The 16252-nt window shown below is 58.4% G+C and carries 14 protein-coding genes; 7 read left to right on the plus strand and 7 right to left on the minus strand.

Annotation, left to right across the window (positions count from 1 at the left end):
• Positions 1-109 precede the first annotated feature (109 nt).
• A complete protein-coding gene (locus ABEB25_RS10380) occupies positions 110-463 on the plus strand; it encodes a hypothetical protein (RefSeq protein WP_345736335.1) in 354 nt (117 codons plus the stop codon).
• On the opposite strand, the gene ABEB25_RS10385 is transcribed toward ABEB25_RS10380, so the two are convergent.
• Entirely contained in the window at positions 460-957 is a 498-nt protein-coding gene (locus tag ABEB25_RS10385; protein ID WP_345736337.1) for a hypothetical protein, read from the minus strand. The two genes, ABEB25_RS10380 and ABEB25_RS10385, sit on opposite strands and share 4 nt — an antisense overlap.
• A 172-nt stretch (positions 958-1129) precedes the next feature.
• On the minus strand, positions 1130-1903 hold the full coding sequence (locus ABEB25_RS10390; protein ID WP_345736338.1) for a ParA family protein: 774 nt from the start codon (positions 1901-1903) through the stop codon (positions 1130-1132).
• Between the two features lie 54 nt (positions 1904-1957).
• Here ABEB25_RS10390 and ABEB25_RS10395 point away from each other — a divergent pair, with 54 nt between their 5' ends.
• The 3 genes from ABEB25_RS10395 to ABEB25_RS10405 all read left to right on the plus strand — a co-directional run bounded on the left by ABEB25_RS10395 (position 1958) and on the right by ABEB25_RS10405 (position 6532).
• A complete protein-coding gene (locus ABEB25_RS10395; RefSeq protein WP_345736339.1) occupies positions 1958-5083 on the plus strand; it encodes a DEAD/DEAH box helicase in 3126 nt (1041 codons plus the stop codon).
• A 134-nt stretch (positions 5084-5217) separates the two neighbouring features.
• Positions 5218-5544 carry an H-type lectin domain-containing protein gene (locus ABEB25_RS10400; RefSeq protein WP_345736340.1) on the plus strand — a complete coding sequence of 109 codons (327 nt, stop codon included), beginning with the start codon at positions 5218-5220 and terminating at the stop codon, positions 5542-5544.
• A 97-nt stretch (positions 5545-5641) separates the two neighbouring features.
• Entirely contained in the window at positions 5642-6532 is an 891-nt protein-coding gene (locus ABEB25_RS10405; RefSeq protein WP_345736341.1) for a D-alanyl-D-alanine carboxypeptidase family protein, read from the plus strand.
• 63 nt (positions 6533-6595) lie between these two features.
• Here the strand turns inward: ABEB25_RS10405 and ABEB25_RS10410 are convergent, their stop codons facing one another.
• Positions 6596-8656, minus strand: a complete 2061-nt coding sequence (locus tag ABEB25_RS10410; protein WP_345736342.1) for a DUF6600 domain-containing protein — start codon at positions 8654-8656, stop codon at positions 6596-6598.
• Between the two features lie 229 nt (positions 8657-8885).
• A complete protein-coding gene (locus tag ABEB25_RS10415; protein WP_345736343.1) occupies positions 8886-9560 on the minus strand; it encodes a spermine/spermidine synthase domain-containing protein in 675 nt (224 codons plus the stop codon).
• 156 nt (positions 9561-9716) lie between these two features.
• On the opposite strand from ABEB25_RS10415, the gene ABEB25_RS10420 reads away from it, so the two are divergent.
• Positions 9717-10937 carry a hypothetical protein gene (locus tag ABEB25_RS10420; protein ID WP_345736344.1) on the plus strand — a complete coding sequence of 407 codons (1221 nt, stop codon included), beginning with the start codon at positions 9717-9719 and terminating at the stop codon, positions 10935-10937.
• A 30-nt stretch (positions 10938-10967) separates the two neighbouring features.
• On the opposite strand, the gene ABEB25_RS10425 is transcribed toward ABEB25_RS10420, so the two are convergent.
• Complete coding sequence (locus tag ABEB25_RS10425; protein ID WP_345736345.1) at positions 10968-11714, minus strand: hypothetical protein; 747 nt, start codon at positions 11712-11714, stop codon at positions 10968-10970.
• A gap of 147 nt (positions 11715-11861) precedes the next feature.
• Here ABEB25_RS10425 and ABEB25_RS10430 point away from each other — a divergent pair, with 147 nt between their 5' ends.
• A complete protein-coding gene (locus ABEB25_RS10430; protein ID WP_345736346.1) occupies positions 11862-12353 on the plus strand; it encodes a hypothetical protein in 492 nt (163 codons plus the stop codon).
• Here the strand turns inward: ABEB25_RS10430 and ABEB25_RS10435 are convergent.
• The gene (locus ABEB25_RS10435) at positions 12335-13693 is read right to left on the minus strand and encodes a cytochrome-c peroxidase (RefSeq protein ID WP_345736347.1); all 1359 of its coding nucleotides are present in this window, start codon (positions 13691-13693) and stop codon (positions 12335-12337) included. The genes ABEB25_RS10430 and ABEB25_RS10435 overlap by 19 nt on opposite strands.
• Positions 13694-13796: 103 nt before the next feature.
• On the opposite strand from ABEB25_RS10435, the gene ABEB25_RS10440 reads away from it, so the two are divergent.
• The gene (locus tag ABEB25_RS10440; protein WP_345736348.1) at positions 13797-14189 is read left to right on the plus strand and encodes a YciI family protein; all 393 of its coding nucleotides are present in this window, start codon (positions 13797-13799) and stop codon (positions 14187-14189) included.
• A gap of 9 nt (positions 14190-14198) precedes the next feature.
• Here the strand turns inward: ABEB25_RS10440 and ABEB25_RS10445 are convergent, their stop codons facing one another.
• Positions 14199-16205 (minus strand): ATP-dependent helicase, encoded by a 2007-nt coding sequence (locus tag ABEB25_RS10445; protein WP_345736349.1) that lies wholly within the window; start codon positions 16203-16205, stop codon positions 14199-14201.
• Positions 16206-16252 lie beyond the last annotated feature (47 nt).

Here is a 16252-nt window from a genome sequence, read left to right on the forward strand (position 1 = left end):
GCATTGGACACGCCCTTTTCAGGTCCTGACGTTGGCGGGGTTCAGCGTCAGTCTGACCTCTCACTTTCTGGCCATCACGGGAACGGTGGAGGCATTCCCTTCCTCAGTCATGATGCTGCATGGTGGAGTTTTTATCGTCTTTATTCCTGCGGCCATTGTGGGGAGCCGAGTCGCCAAAGGCAGCCCTCGAAAAGATGTTTGGAAGGTCATGTTGGCCCACAGTCCCGCTTGGTTGAGACGGGTTTTCTGGAGCGTATGTATTTACGCCCTCCTCAACTTTATGACCTTTACCTTCACAGTGCCCATGGGGATGCCCACGGGAAAAGATTCCCCCTTGGGTGTGGGTGCAGCCGTGGTTCGTGCCTTTTCAGGCCATTGGATGGTCTTTTACCTCGCTGCTTTCGTGATCCTTTACTCTGAAGAGCGCAGGAAACGACAGTCGGCAGAAGAGACCGTCCATTAACGAAACACCGGCGAAAGCAGGAACGGGCTGGACTCACGGATGGCCGAAGCTTCACGGCGCTTGCCGGAGCGTTGGCTTTCAAGATGAGCTTTTTTGCCACGGATGTTTTCCACCCGGGTCGAGGTCTGGAAACCGCTCATCGAGAAACGTGGAGTCAGACGGCTGATCTTGCTGTCCATGGTGCGCAGGCTCTGGACGAGCAGTACAATCAGGGCGGAGTTCAGCACACTGCCGAGAAGCAGCAGGACATACTTGCCCGCCACCTTGGCCAAAGCAGGCAGCCAGACGGAGGTTTCGGAAAGGAATTTTAAAGCTCCACTCTCTTTGCCAGAGCTCTGGGCTGAGGCGAGATCGAGCATGAAAAAGCAGCCCACAAGAACAAAGAGGGCAGCCGTGAGAACAAAGGCAAAATCAAAGCCAGACACTGAAGTCCGGGAAACTCGGCGGGCAGAGGGCTCTGCCAAGTGCATGATCGGGGTGGCAGGACGGATCATAATAATTGGAGCGGATAATAGACTCCATACGCTATGTGCCAACTAAATATTTAGGTAAGTTAATATTTTTATTAACTACTGTTCTTTAGAACAACTAAGTTGGTGTTAAACTAGATGCACTTATCCCGAGTTAGCTCACTGCGGTTGCAGTGACGGCCCTGGCCACACCTCGTCACTTGTTGGCTCGCCGGGCCATGAACTCTTCCGCCAGGGCCCGGTAGGCCTGGGCCCCGCGTCCATTGGCTTCATACTCGACGATGGTCTTGCCGTAGCTCGGGGCCTCACCCAGGCGCACGGTGCGAGGGATGATGGTATTATAAATGACCTCGGCAAAGTAGCTCTTCACATCGTTGACGACCTGGTTGGCCAGATTGGCACGCTGATCGTACATCGTCATGACGATGCCTTCCAGGAGGAGGTTGGGATTGACCCCACAGTCGCGGATCTGCTGCACCACCTGCACAATGCTCGAAAGGCCTTCAAGACCGAAGTACTCACACTGGATCGGCACCAGCATTTCATCGGCCGCAGCCAGGGCTGAGGTCATCAGGACGCCCAGGGAAGGGGGGCAGTCCAGAAAGGCGTAGTCAAAATGGTTCGACTGGCGGAGCTGGTCCAGCACCTCGCGGAGGCGGGTGAGGTGGTTGCCTCGCTGGGCGAGTTCGATCTCGCAGCCCGCCAGTTCCTGGTGGCTGCGGATGATGGAAAGATTGGGCAGCCGGGTGCTGCGGATGACTTCGTGAGGGTCGGAGCCTTCGACCAGAGCCGAATAGATGCTGCCGCCCTCTTCCTTGGCCAGGCCCAGGCCGCTGGTGGCATTGCCCTGGGAGTCCAGGTCAATAAGCAGGCAGCGCACGCCTCGCTGGGCGAGACAGGCAGACAGGTTGACGGCGGTGGTGGTTTTACCCACTCCGCCCTTTTGATTGGTGATCGCGACTATCCGCATAAGTTGCCTTGACGGGCGACATTGAACGGGAACCATGCCCCGCGCCAGAAAGAAATGGAATTCACGGAGAAATGGTTGGGAGAAATCGGTGGCTGGCAGGCCATGAAGGCCGCGCGTGGCCTCGTGGAAGCCGGTCTTGTGGAACTGCAGACCGCAGAGGCCGGCCTTGTGCGTGGTCTGGCCGGCAGTGGGAAAATGAAGTTTTCCTGTGGACTTCGCATCAAAGGCCGCAGCGATGTGGACAACCTTTGCACCTGCCCCGCAGCCCGCCGGAGCATGATCTGTGAGCATTCCCTGGCTGTGGCACTGGTGCATCTTCGGCCAGCCAGCGCTCGCCCAGCCCCTGTCTCAGGCCGTCCATCGGGAGGGGCGGTGCCACCACCTGCCAGGAGCGCGGGTCCCGTTCCTGCCGCTCCAAAGGCACGTGTGCCCCGGCGTGTCCCTGGGCGCTACTCCTTATTTTTGCCGGAAACGCTGCTCCTGGGAACGGCACGTGAACCGCTGGGAGCCTACGTGAAATTTGAGGCGGGAGGCGAGGCTGAGGAATCCCTGCTGGCGGCTTGGTTGGCGGAGCAGGGAATCCAGGCTCAAAGCGCCCCCCTGTCTCTCAATGCAAAGGTCCTGGCGGAGATGTTTCCGCTTTTGTCAGGTCATCCACGGGTGATTGCTGGAAAACCCTCGGGAGGTGGCAAGGGGGTGGCCGTGGCTGCCGAACCCATGCGGCTGCCCCTGCTGATCGAGGCCAAGGGTGGGCAGGTGGATCTCAGGCTGGAGGGAGGCGGCCAGGGGCCTCTTTTTAAATCCGACCCAGGCGGGTGGTGGGTCTGTCGTGAGACTTCGAGTCTCTTTTCGTTGCCACGGTCCGAAAGTGAAGTGAGTCGGGTCTTGGCGGAGTTGCCGGCGATGCGTCCGCTTTCCTGGTTGGTCGCTCACCGGGAGGCTCTGGCCGACGTGTTCCAGATTGAAATGCGCGGTGCTGCCCTGGAGAAATTCCACGTGGCCCCGGTGCCCTGTACGTTCGAATTGCACTTGGACGGTTCGTTCCAGGCTGCCGATGTGACCCTTTCCGCCGAGTATCAGGGGCGACGTTGGGGCATTACCTCCGGGAAGGTACCAACATCCGTTGAGAGCATTTTTCCCATTCAGGATCAAGAATCAACGGGAACTTTTTACGTTTTCAACAGGCAGGCTGAATCCAGGCTTTTGGCCCGGCTTCAGTTTATGGGCTTCAAGTCAGCCGGGATGAAACTGGGAACCGTGGATACCGAGGTTTTTCGCCTGATGGGGCAGGAAAATGTGATGCGGTTTTTTGCTTCAGACCTGCCGCGTCTGCGTCACGAAGTGCTGGTTGTTGAGGGGGATAAATGGCGGGCGGCCACCCGTGGGGTGGGGCGCATCCAGCCTCAGGTCCGCGAGGTGCCCGCCAATGGCGAGCGCGGGGCGGGTTCAGACTGGTTGGCGGTGGAGTTTGGCTATGAATCTCCCGATGGGTTCCGCCTTCCCAGGGCGGAGGTGCTGCGGTTGGTCCGCTCGGGCCAGCGAAGTGTGCAGGGGAAAAATGGCAAAAAGTACCTTCTGGACCTCCAGGAGGTGGAGGAGTTTGAGGATACCCTGAAGGATGTGCCGCTCCAGATTACCCCGGATGGAGCCAAGATCAGTTCCCTTCACGCCGGGTATTTCCTGCCGGAATCAGACACAGCGGCCTCGCTGCCGGGGGAAAAAGAGACTCTGGGTCTCCTCGGTGATCTGGGGGGGCGTCTGCGCCCTTATCAGCTCTTGGGGGTTCGCTGGATGACTTCCCTGGTCCAGGCGGGCCGTGGCGGCCTTCTGGGGGACGAGATGGGGCTTGGCAAAACGGTCCAGAGCATCGCGCTGGTAGCCAGTTTTCTATCCCAGCGGCAGCGTCAGGAGCCGGTTTTGATTGTCTGCCCGAAATCCCTGTGCGGAAACTGGCTGGCGGAGTTTGAGCGCTTTGCCCCCCATTTAAAGGTGACCATCTCCCAAGGGAGCAAGCGTGAAAGCGTGTTGAATAATATTAACGATTTTAACGTGATAATAACCACTTATCAGTTGGTGGTTAGAGATGTTGATCAATTAAAGATTCAAAAATTTGGCTTCATTTTATTGGATGAAGCCAGCTACATTCGGAATCCCGATACGGATGCTGCCAAATGCCTGCGTAGCCTGAAGGCCCACGCTCGCGTCGCCCTGACGGGAACCCCGGTGGAAAACAGCACCCGGGATCTGTGGTCCATCTTCCAGTTCCTTCTCCCTGGTTACCTGGGCAGCCGGGAAAACTTCAAGGAGCGGTTTGATCAGCCGATCCAGACGGCCCTGGGAACTCCGGCTGGGCAGGCGGCGAGTGAGCGTCTGAAGAAACTCATTCGCCCGTATTTTCTGCGGCGCACCAAGCGGGAGGTGCTGAAGGACCTGCCGGATAAGATCGAACAGGTACTGTGGTGCGATCCTTCACCAGCGCAGGGTGAGGTCTATCGGCGTCTGCTTGAGGAAGGTCGCGAGGAGATCAAGGCTGCACGCAAACGTTCCGGCCAAGGCGGGGCGAAGATGACCATGTTCACCGTGCTGCTCCGTCTGCGCCAGGCTTGCTGTGATTTACGTCTCACCGGCTTGCAGGGGGATACTATAGGCAAGCTGGACCGGGAGGATCTGTCTGGGAAATGGCCCATGCTGCAGGAGCGCCTGGAATCCATCATCGATGGTGGTGGAAAAGTTCTTATATTCAGCCAGTTCGTTCAATATTTACGTTTGGTTCGTGATTATTTGGGCGAACAAAAAACCTCGTATGCCTATCTGGATGGTGGCAGTCAGGATCGCGATGCCCAGGTGAAGACTTTCCAGTCGGATCCTTCCTGCCGGGTCTTCCTCATCAGTCTCAAGGCCGGTGGCTACGGGCTGAACCTTACCGCCGCAGACCACGTCATTCTGCTGGACCCCTGGTGGAACCCGGCGGTGGAATCGCAGGCCATTGACCGTGCCCACCGTATCGGTCAGCAGCGGGTGGTCACCGCCTACCGTCTGGCGATCCGGGGGACGGTGGAGGAGCGAATCCTGGCTCTCCAGGCGAAAAAACGCGGTCTGGTGGAGGCGGCGCTGGATGAGCAGTCGCCTCTCATGGCGGGGCTTTTGGAGAGCGATCTTGAGTCCCTGATTGCGGATTGAGAAGTTCGGAGGGTGATTTGACTTGGACCGGTGTGTCAGAAAAGTGACCCGATGCGGTTGGTTTCTTATCACCACCGATTTAAGTCTGCCCTGCTGGGAATCCGGCCCGAATACTGCTTCTTCTCTCCCCAAGTATGACCTCCACTCCTGTCCCTTGGAAGATTCTTTCCTCATCTGCCACTTTCAATGTCCTCAGTGAGGGCTGGAACCTGGCGGAAATTGAAGCTGGTGAGGAGCAAACCCGCAGCTTCAGTGTGGAGATCGTCTTTGATTCTCCCTTCTTGGCCACGCCGGTCGTCCAACTCGGAATCTCCAGTTTTGACATTGATCAGCGCGACAGTGCCCGCCTGACCGTCCTGGCCACTCAAATTACTGAATCTGGATTCACAGCCGTCATTTCCACCTGGGCCAACACGCGGGTTTACGCCGCCGGCTTCAACTGGTTTGCGATTGGGGCATAGGCCAAGCCCCCATTGCTTCATTGCAAGCCGATGAGGTTCTGGCGCGTTGGTGAAGGCAGTTATGAAATGCTTCCTCCGTTCTACGTGTGCTTCCCTGATGATACAGACCTGTCTTGTCAGTTCGGCTGCCGAGGAAGATCTGAGTGCGCCGCCGGTGGTCACTGCGAAATCCTGGGCGATCGTGGACGCCAAGACGGGTAGCCTATTATGGGGAGACTTGGCGGGTGAACCGCGCAAGGCGGCCAGCACGGCAAAGATGATGTGCGCCCTGGTGGTCTTGCAGATGGCGGAAAAGGAGACCTCGATTTTCGAGGAATGGGTGACGTTCTCCAAAGTCGCCAGCAGCACACCCGGATCCACGGCCGGGATCAAAGCCGGGGAGAAGGTGAAGGTGCGGGATTGTCTCTATGGCCTGCTGCTCCCTTCCGGCAATGATGCGGGCAATGCCCTGGCTGAACATCTGAATGCACGACTGGCCGGACCCGATGAGGCAATGCTGAAAGCGGGCATGGATAATCCGACTCTGAAAAGCCGGGTGAATTTCATTGCCGAGATGAACCGTGTAGCCCGCCAGATCGGGATGACGAAGACGGTCTATCGCTCCGCCTACGGGGATGGGGGGACGGACAAGGACCTGACGACGACGGCAAGCGATCTCTGCCGATTGGCGGTAAAGGTGATGAGCTCGGAAACCTTCCGAACCTGTGTCCGCACTCAGCATCATGAAGCCGTGGTGAGGACGGGGGCTAAGTCCACCCGGCAGGTGACCTGGGAAAATAGCAATGCCTTGCTGGCCTTGGACATGGGTTACGATGGTATCAAAACGGGTCTCACCAACCAGGCGGGGCACTGCCTGGTGGCCAGTGCGCATCGTGGCGGTGATCATCTTTATGGGGTGGTTCTAGGGAGTTCCTCCGCCGATGGACGTTATGCCGATATGCGGAATCTCTTTCGCTGGGCCTGGAAGCAGCGTCCTGCTAGGCCGTAAAAGAAAAATGCGTGCGCCGTTGAGGGCGCACGCATTTGGGGGATGCTTCGAAGCGATCAGAGATTAGCGTTCACGGCGCTTCTTTTCAGCATCCGCTGCGGCTGGCTTTTTAGTCGGAGCTGGGGCTTTCTTCACTTGGGGGCGAGGCGCTGGAGCGGCCTTTTTTACCTCAGGGCGTGGGGCTGGGGGAGCCTGTTTGACCTGAGGACGTGGCTGGGCTGCAGGCTTTTTGACCTGGGGGGTGACCCGTGGTTCTGGCCGGGCTGTCCGCAGCGCAGCTTCATCGGGCCGTTTCACGGCTGGGGTGGGGCGGGCTTCGGGCTTGGGCATCGGCGCAGGTTTCACCTTTGGGGTGCTGGGTTCTGGCATGCGCTTCGGCTTGGCTTCAGGAACGCGGCGTGGCTCCGGCATGGGGACTGGGCGGGCATCCGAAGGGGCATTGGGAATATTGGGACGCATATCCGGGAGGCGTTCAGGCCGATTTCCTGGGGACTCAGGGCGGACCTTCGGCAGCTCGGGTCTGGTTTTACGGGGTTCGGGCACATTAGGGACAGCCTTGGGGGCTGGGGGCGCATCTTCGGTTTTTGGCGGGGTCATCGGGGTGCCGCCACGACGTGGAATTTCATCGCTGGGAACCACACCTGGAGCTAGCCGAGGACGGGGGGCCTCGCCTGGCTTCACGCCTGGGCGACGATCTGGGCGGTCATCTTTGTCTGCACCTGGACGCTCAGGTTTTTCGGGCTGTCCACGGCCAGGGAGGTCGCGTGGGTTGGCACCTGGCATGCGGCCTTCTTCACCACGGCCATCCGGGGTGCGGTCACCCGGCATCCGGCCATCTCTCGGGCGTTCACCTGGACGTGTTTCACGGTCAGGCATGCCGGGGCGATCTGGCGCACCGGTGGGAGGGGTGTCTTTCACATCGGGCCTGCCATTCTTTTTCCGAGGGTCGCCTGGTTGGCCATCCTTATCGGCGGGCATGGCCTTGCGCACATCTTCCTCGATGCTGCCTGGGGCTGGGCGCTGGCCGGGGCCACGGCGTTCTTCGGGCTTCAGCAGACGGCCAACGGCGGGTGGTGGCACTTTGCTGGTCACCAGATCGAGCGCTTTGTCAGGCAGATTGGCAGGTTTGTTTTTGGAAAAATCTTCGCGTTGACGCTCACGCAGGCGCTCGACGGCCTGTGTATCGCTGCCACGCCAGCCGCGGTCAATTTCAGGGCGCTCGAGGCGTTCTTTCACCCGGGAAGGGAGGCGGAGGGACTCATCTCTGCGAATGGATGGGGCAGCGACGATGAGTTCATCCCGCTCAATGCGTGAGAGGCTGTCGTAACCCCGGGGCCGTTCGCCGCGTGTGTTCTGCCAATCATTGCGGAAGCGGTCATCGTCGCGGCGCAGGCTTAGGCGACGGATGCGGTTTTCACCCCGGTCGAACCGGGAAGGATCCGGGCCGCCCACAAAGATGTTGTTCACCACATTCTGCCTATAGGAGATGTTGGTGATGTTTACGGAGCGGTCAATGTAGGTGTAGTTGCGGCCGCGATCAATGATGACCGGACGCAGGGAAGTGCGGCGGGCAAAGAGATTGAACGGCACGAAGTTATAATAGGAGGGGCCGACATCGTAGTAGCTGTCCGTCCACTGATTGAAGCCGACGCTGACAGACCAGCGAGCCTCGGGGGGCAAGGGGGCCCAGCCGATGTGGTCATCGGCCTGGCGCCAGGAAACCCAGGCGGGGGCCCACTCATAACCAGGCACCCAGACCCAGTTCCCGCTCATGCGGATCCAGCGTCCATAGTGGTAGGTGGCCCAGCCGAAGTCTTCGTTCGAGATCCAGGTCCAGCCGGCATCCGTGTAGGCCCAATAGCCATCCGAGTAAGGTGCCCAGCCGGGATCTTGGGAAACAGCAGGCTGAAATACGTATCCGTAATCATCGGCATAGATCCAGTCGCCGTGCGGACTCAGGTTATCAAAGAAGAAGTCGATGGAGACATCCACATCAGCGCGCGCCGTGGAGACCGGCGCTGCCACCGCTAGAAGCGTGGCGCATAAGAGGAGATAAAAGTGTTTCATGGTGAGGGTGGGTTCATGGGAATCAGCCTCGTTGGATGCGGTGGCCGGGTCATTCATTCGAACTGAATGAGTGACAGGTCTTGCCGCAGCCTCTGGGGCTGATTACCACCCTCACTTCTGCATGCAGTTGGCCAAGGTATCTCGCTGATCTAATTCGTTGTTATTGAACGAATTAAGTCATGTCTTGAATTCTTGAATTCGTGCGATACGCAAGGTGCTGCGCGAATATCATGCACAATGGTCACTTGTCGCCCATGACGAATCTTTTGGTTAGGCGGGCTGTTTCCTAGCTTCGGTCACCCACAAAAATGGTGTGCGTCTTTTTCTTCGCTTGAGGGTAAGCCTTGCAGCCCACGATTTCGACTTTGAAGCCTGCTTTGGCTAGCCTCCGGGCAAAGGCGGAGTCCTGGCTGGCAGACCAGAAGGTGACGCGGCCTCCAGGCTTTAAAGCCCGTGAGATGGTGGCCAGTCCCTGGGCCTGATAGAGGCGGCCATTGCCTTCTTTGACCATGGCGATGGGGCCATTGTCCACATCCAGCAAAATGGCATCATAATGGCCTGAGGGGGCCTGGGCGAGGATTTGGAAAACATCCATGACGGAGATTTCCACACGAGGATCATCCAGCAGCAGGCCATTGACGGTGGTGAGGAATTCACGGTTCCAGGCGACCACTTCAGGCAGCAGCTCCGCCACCTGCACATGGGCACCAGCACCCACGCACTCCAGCACGCGACGCAGGCTGAAGCCGAGCCCCAAACCCCCGATGAGAACGCGGGGGGCCGTGTGCTGACCCAAGCGGCTGCAGGCCAGTTCGGCCAAGACCTTCTCGGACTCGGAAGCGTTGGTTCCCATCAAAGGTTGGCGGTTCACGCGAATGTAAAACTCCGTGTCGTGGGAATGCAGCGTCAGTTCGGCCCCCTCGGGCGTGCGGGCTTGGGCGAGGGTGAGGAAGGGTTTCATGAATGAGGCTGGGAAAAGGGTGCGCAACCTGCCGCCTCCAGGAGGTGCAAAGGAGCGCGCAGAGGTGCGGGTGCAAGGGCGAAGCAGGCGGATGTTTGCCCTACCGCCTTTGAATGGCTCTTGTCGGGGCCTTTCCTCTGGTGAAAGGGTGCAGGAATGAACGACTTTTTCAAGGATATGGGCCAGACGGTTTTGAAGCGCTGGAAGCAGGAGAATTTCTCGTTGGAGAAATTCCCTGGCATCGCGCAGGCGGTCCTGGACGAGCGGCCGCCAGCCCAACATGTGGACCTCCCGGCCTTGATGCGGGAGTTCCTGCTGGATGACGAGCAGCCTTTGCAAACTCAGTCCGGTTTTGGCCAGCCGGAGCTGGTGGCGTATGAGCATCCGCGCTTTTATATCCAACTGCTTTTCTGGATGGATGGGACGACGGACATTCATCAGCATGAGTTTTCCGGGGCCTTTCACGTGATGCATGGTTCCAGCATCCATGCGCATTATGAGTTCGAAAAAAGGCACGCCATCACCCCGAATCTTCAGATGGGGCAGGTGCGGATGAAAAACATCGAACTGCTGGAGACTGGGCGCACAGTATCCATCATCTCCGGTCGCCAGTGCATCCATTCGCTTTTCCATCTGGATACCCCCTCTGTGACCGTGGTGGTGCGCACGCAGAATGATCCGGGCACGGGGCCCCAGTTTAACTACCTGCCGCCTCACGTCGCCCTGGACCCGATGTTCAGCGATGTCCTGACCATGCGCCGCAAGCAACTGCTGGATGTCTTGGAGCAGACGGAAGATCCTGAGTATGCGGACCTGGTGATCGAAATGATCTCAGACCTGGATTTCGAGCGTGGCTTTTACATCTTGCAGCATTGCATGGGGGCCTTGGCGAATCTTGGCGAGTGGGGGACTGCGCTATCAGTTTTTGAAACTAAGCATGGGGAACTGGCCCAGGGCGTGGCGGCCACCCTGGAGGAGTGTGTGCATCGCGATGCTATCAAAGGCATGCGCAGCAGCATTGGCGAGCCGGAGCATCGCTTCTTCCTGGCACTGCTGATGAATGTCACCAACCGGGCAGATCTGCTGGCCCTGGTGGCCCAACGTTTCCCGAATGTGACGCCGACGGATACTGTGCTGCGCTGGGCGGATGAGTTGATGGATACTTCCGATGATGGCTGCGCCATTCTGGATGCCCTGTTCCCAGAGTCCCTGGACATCGCCATCGAGGACCAGGGGGAGCTCTTCCTGGCTGCCTTGAAGCACTTGATGTTAGGTCAAAAGAAGGCTCCGGCTTCGCTCAAGCCTTTGGCTGCGGCCGGGCTGAAACAGGTGAAGGCTGCATTGGCGGCCTCCAGCCTGCGCGTTTTGGTGGACTGAGTGAACGACGCAGGCCGGGCTGCTTAAATCCTACTTGGCTGCTTCGGCATTCCAGACTTTCACGTCGTCGAAATAGCCGTCTTTGCCTGCGACACCGAGTTCGATCTTCGACTTGGTGGCGTGGGCGATGCCGGAGGATTTGAGGAAACCTGCGGGTTTGCCATCCAGGGTGACGCGCATTTCATCTCCCACGGTTTCTACGACCAGGGTGTACCACTTGCCTGTTTCCAGTTTGGCGGGGAAGGTGGCGGAACGTCCTGCCAAGAGTTTGGCCACTTCGGCTTTTTTGCTGGGGTCGTTGCGCATCTCGCGGATGTCATTGCGCATGCCGCCGTCGCGCTCGTCAATGAGGGTGACGCCGTTCAACCGAACCTGCGCACGACAGAGGTGGCCATAGTGAGCCCCGGTGTATTTGCGGTCGTCGAATTCGACATCAATCATCGTGGCCCCATCGAAACGGATTTTGGCCTCCACCACACTGTCCTTGGTGGGGATTTCCAGGCCGTGAACGGCGGCATGGGCTCGGATCTCAGGTTTGCCATTGGCGGCCGGGATGGTCACATCGCGGGTCTGGGTGCCTTTCAGAGTGCCTTTCTCGACGACAAAGGTCGGAACCACCTTGTGCCAGACTTTGTCAGGGGTGGAGCCTTCGAAATCATCGCTGAACAGCAGCTCCTTCTTATTGGCAATGGACTTGGAAGGGATGGTCGGCAGGTCAGCAGCCAGAGCTGCGGAGGTGATGACCAGGAGAGGGGCGATGAGAAGGCGGGGATTCATGGTGGGAGTGACGATTCAAAAAGGTGTCATGATAACACGGCTAACGAGGCTTTTGATCATGAAAAAGCCTTTTCATTTGTTGTTTATACGATTCTGTCTTGCGCCATAAGGGTTGATGTTCCTGGTGGTTTCAGGAGGATTCGTTTTATGGATGCTGATGAGTTAACTGGGCTGAGATCTCTTCACACAGATGAAGTGCATGAATACGGGAATCCGGTGCACGTTCTCTACCGGGTGGCTTTCGTCGGCGTCATCATTACGGTGCTGGTAGTCGTGGCCACGGGGATCAGTATGTGGTCTGAAGGGCGGCTGGAATATCTTCGCTCTGGTACGGCCCTTGGCGGGTTTTTGGCTCTGTTGACTATCATGCCGCTGGGGGTGCTACCCACGGTTCTCTTTCGCATTCGTCTGATCCGTGGCCGGGTGCAGCATGTTTTTCTCAACCGCTATGTGGTGAGCGACTATCCCATCCATGAGTATGAGAGAACCAAGCGAAATTCCCGTGGTTGTGCCGCCGTGCTGCATTTTCAAGGCGGCCACAAGATCCACTTTTTCGGAGCTCAAGCCGGAGAACTCGACAGGATGGGAAAGGATCTCAAACGCATGAAACGGGAAGCCGTTCAAGGATTGACCACATAGGCATAACGATAGAACTTGGAGTTGGTTAGGCTGACGCTGTGCTGGCAGAGGCCATTGAGGTCGGCGGTCACAGTGGCCACGATGCTGTTCCAATTCACCAGATCCGTCGAAGACTGAAGCTGATAGGACAAACCTGGGACGGCCTGGCAGATGACGTTTGCTGTACTGCTCCCCGTTTTTTGAATGGCGATCTCGGTGGGCGGGAAGACGATGAGTGTGAGATTGCCTTGGTCATCAAAGGGATCTGACCAGCGGGCATCGGTGTAAACGGCGCTGCCGGTGAGCGTTTGAAGAAAGGCCACAAGACTTTCTTTCTGAGGCTGGGTGAGGTTGAGGTTTTGAGTTTGATTATTAGGACGGCGGAGACGGTTGTCGAGGCCTGCATTGTCGGCTGGAATGGCATTGTAGTGATTCACCACCTGGGCCAGCGATGTCAGGCTGCCATCATGCATGAAGGCACCGTTGGACTGGCCTCCTGGCCCTACAAGGTCTCGCAGGGAAGGGGAGCGGGTGTTCGTCAAATCGGTGCCACCGCCAATCTTGGTGATCACTCCGTTGTTTCCGCTGAGAGGGTCAATGTCAAACTCGCCGGGCCGATGGCAGCCTGCACATCCAGCACCTCCAGGAGGCGGGGCGAGGAAGAGCTGTTTGCCCGCGTTTTCCTGCGCGGTGTAGTTTGGGAAGGCGTTGTTAGCGTTGGCCACCTGCACACGGCCTGCATCGAAACGAGAGTCAAAGGACTGGATGCTGCGGATGAACTGGGAGATGGCCAGTTGCACGCGAGTTTCGGTGATGGCGCTGTCTCCAAAGGTCATGGTGAAAAGCACCCGATACTCTTCAATGGCGGCCAGCTTCACCAGCAGTTCAGAGAAAGCCGGATCTCCATTGGCCCCGCTGAATCCCATCTCAGCATGATCGCGGATCGGCTGGGTGGTCTGGTTTTCCAGCGAGGTGGCGCGCTCATCCCAAAAGAACCGCACCTCTTGGGCAAAGCGGGCATTGATGAGCCGCATGGAATGCCGTCCCGTCGTACCGTTCACGCCCGTGCTGGCCGTAGCTGTGTCGCTGAAGGCGTGAGCCTGCTTATGGCAGGTGGAGCAGGAGACGCTGTCATTTCGCGACAGTCGCTTGTCATAAAACAGCACGCGCCCCAGCGTGGCTCCCTTGTCCGTGATGGCATTGCCTTGCGGGGTGTTGTTGCGGGTGACGTAGGCTGGCACCGTCTGGTTGGCGTAATTGGCCAGACTCGTCAGGTCAATGACTCCGTCTCCGGCTTTGGCGATGGAGGCCAGGCTGGAAGCAAACGTTGTCCAGAGGACAAAAAGGGGAGAAATTTTCATGAGGCGGCCCCTCGTTTCTCATGAACGAGTCCGCCGGGCAATGCCCTTTACCTGGGCTTAACAATTCTCAAGACAGGGGCGAACGAATTGGTAAAATGAGGCCATGGATTCGCATGCCTCTCCTTCCGAATATCTCGTCCTCTCTCGCGGCCAATGGGACAAAGACCTGCCGCCGGAAACCATCCAGACGACCATTGACCATTTTTACTCTTGGATAGACCGGATGGTTGAGGACGGTAAGATGCGTCATGGTCAGAGGCTGGCGACAGGAGGCAAAACGTTGTCGCGCAATCATGGCATTACCGACGGCCCTTACGGCGAGGCCAAGGAGGTCATCGGCGGCTACTGGTTCGTCCTCGCGGACAGCCTGGATGAGGCGGCGGAATACATGTCAGGCAATCCTTGTCTGGCCTGCGGGCTGGTGTTTGAAGTGCGTCCTCTGGAGACCATCAAGGCTTCGGCTTTCGCGGTGACGAATGAGACGCCGGGGAAGTGATTCTAGTGTTTACCACCCGCTTCGCACATTCCATTTTTCCATGAGTTCCATGGGCAGCTCGGTGATGAAGCGGCTGGGTTTCATGAGGATGTCGCCGTCGCGGGCCTGGTGATTGATGAGCGGGTAGGTCAGATACAGCTCATCCTTGGCGCGGGTGACGGTGACGTAAAAGAGGCGGCGTTCCTCCTCCAGTCCAGCATCGCTTTCCTCAATGGCGCGGGCATGGGGGAACATGCCATCGGCCATCCAGACGGCGAAGACGCTGTGCCACTCGAGACCCTTGGCCTGGTGGGCGGTGGAAAGGGTGACGGCTTCGCGGTCCTGCTGGTCCGGTTTGTTATCTGTATCCACCCCGCTGAGCAGCGAGAGCTGGCTGAGAAACTCGAGCGGATCGGTGAAGCGCACGCTGTAGTTGCTGAGCTGTTCCAGGTCTTGCTGGCGCTGCTCGGCATTCTTAAATTTGGACTTCATGTACTCTTCATAAACACCATCGTAGATGCTGCGGATCATCTCGGGCGGGGTGGCAGTCTTGCCGTCCACGATGAGTTCATCCAGGGTGTAGGCGAATTGGTCCCAGGTCTCGCGGGCTTTCTTGGGCACGCTCATGGGGATGAGCAGATCCGAGAACTTGCCGGTCATCACTTCGGCCTGAGAAGCTTCGGTTTTCAGCCAGTCATTCCAGACCTTGGTGGCGCTGGCTCCGCCGATGCCGGGGATGAGTTTCACCATGCGCATGAAGCTAATTTCATCGCGACGGTTCACGGCAAATTTCATGAAGGCGGCGACGTCCTTGACATGGGCCTGCTCAAAGAACCGCAGACCGCTGGTGATCTGGAAGGGGATGCCTCGGCTGGTCATCTCCATCTGGATTTCCATGCTGTGGAAATGAGCGCGGTAGAGGACGGCGATTTCGTTCAGTTCCACACCTTCATCCTGAAGCTCCAGAATGCGCTGCGCGATGAAGGAGGCCTGGGCGCTGCCATTGTCCAGCGGCACCAGGGCAGGGAGCTGGCCCTTCGGCTCACGGGAAGGCTGCAGGTTCTTGCGGATCTGCGCCTTGTTATTGCCGATGGAGACATTGGCCAGTTCCAACACTTCGGGCACGCTGCGATAGTTGACTTCGATCTTGTGGACCCGGGCGCGGGGCCAGTGCTCGTGAAAGTTCAGCACGTTGGTCACATCCGCCCCGCGCCAGGAGTAGATGGACTGGGCATCGTCCCCCACCACCATGAGATTGCCATCCTCGCCGGTCAGCATTTCGACAAACTGCGACTGCAGGCCGTTGGTGTCCTGATACTCATCCACCAGCACGAATTCAAACTGGCTGCGGTAGCGCTCCAGCAGGTCCTCATTTTCCTTCAGCAGGCGGACGGATTGGGTCAGCAGGTCATCGAAGTCCATGCAGTTGGTCTCCACCTTCTTGTCCTGGTAGAGCTTGCGGATGTGGATGATCTGATCGGTGATCTTTTCGAAGTAAGGGTATCTCGTGAGCAGGATCTCCTTCAGCGGCGTGCAGGTGTTGTCCGCCATGGAGTAGATGTCACCCAGCACTTCGGCCTTGGGGAAGCGGAAGCCGGCGGTGTCAATGCCACTGCTGCTCACCACGGTCTCCATGAGATCCTTCTGGTCCTCGCGATCCATGATGGAAAAGCCTTTGCGATAGCCCAGGCGTTCCGCATTCCAGCGCAGGAGCTTGTTGCCAATGCTGTGGAAGGTGCCGCCCCAGAGTCGCTGCGTGTCCACGGGGACCAGGGCGGTGACGCGCTCCAGCATCTCCCGTGCGGCTTTGTTGGTGAAGGTGAGGAGGAGGATCTGCTCCGGCAGCACCCCATTGTCCAGCAGCCAGGCCACGCGGTAGGTCAGCGTGCGGGTTTTGCCCGAGCCTGCGCCTGCAATCACCAGGGTCTGCCCCGGCGGGGTGGTCACGGCGGCATACTGCTGCTCATTGAGCTCCGCTTTGTAGTCAATGCGGGGCGCAGCGTGGGGCGCGGTGTGCAGGGTGTAGTTGCGGGACATGGGGAAGGATGGAACGTGCTCAGTGCTCAGGCGGTTGCCGGGAGTCA

It is taken from the genome of Prosthecobacter algae (assembly GCF_039542385.1).
GTDB classification, from domain to species: Bacteria; Verrucomicrobiota; Verrucomicrobiia; order Verrucomicrobiales; family Verrucomicrobiaceae; genus Prosthecobacter; species Prosthecobacter algae.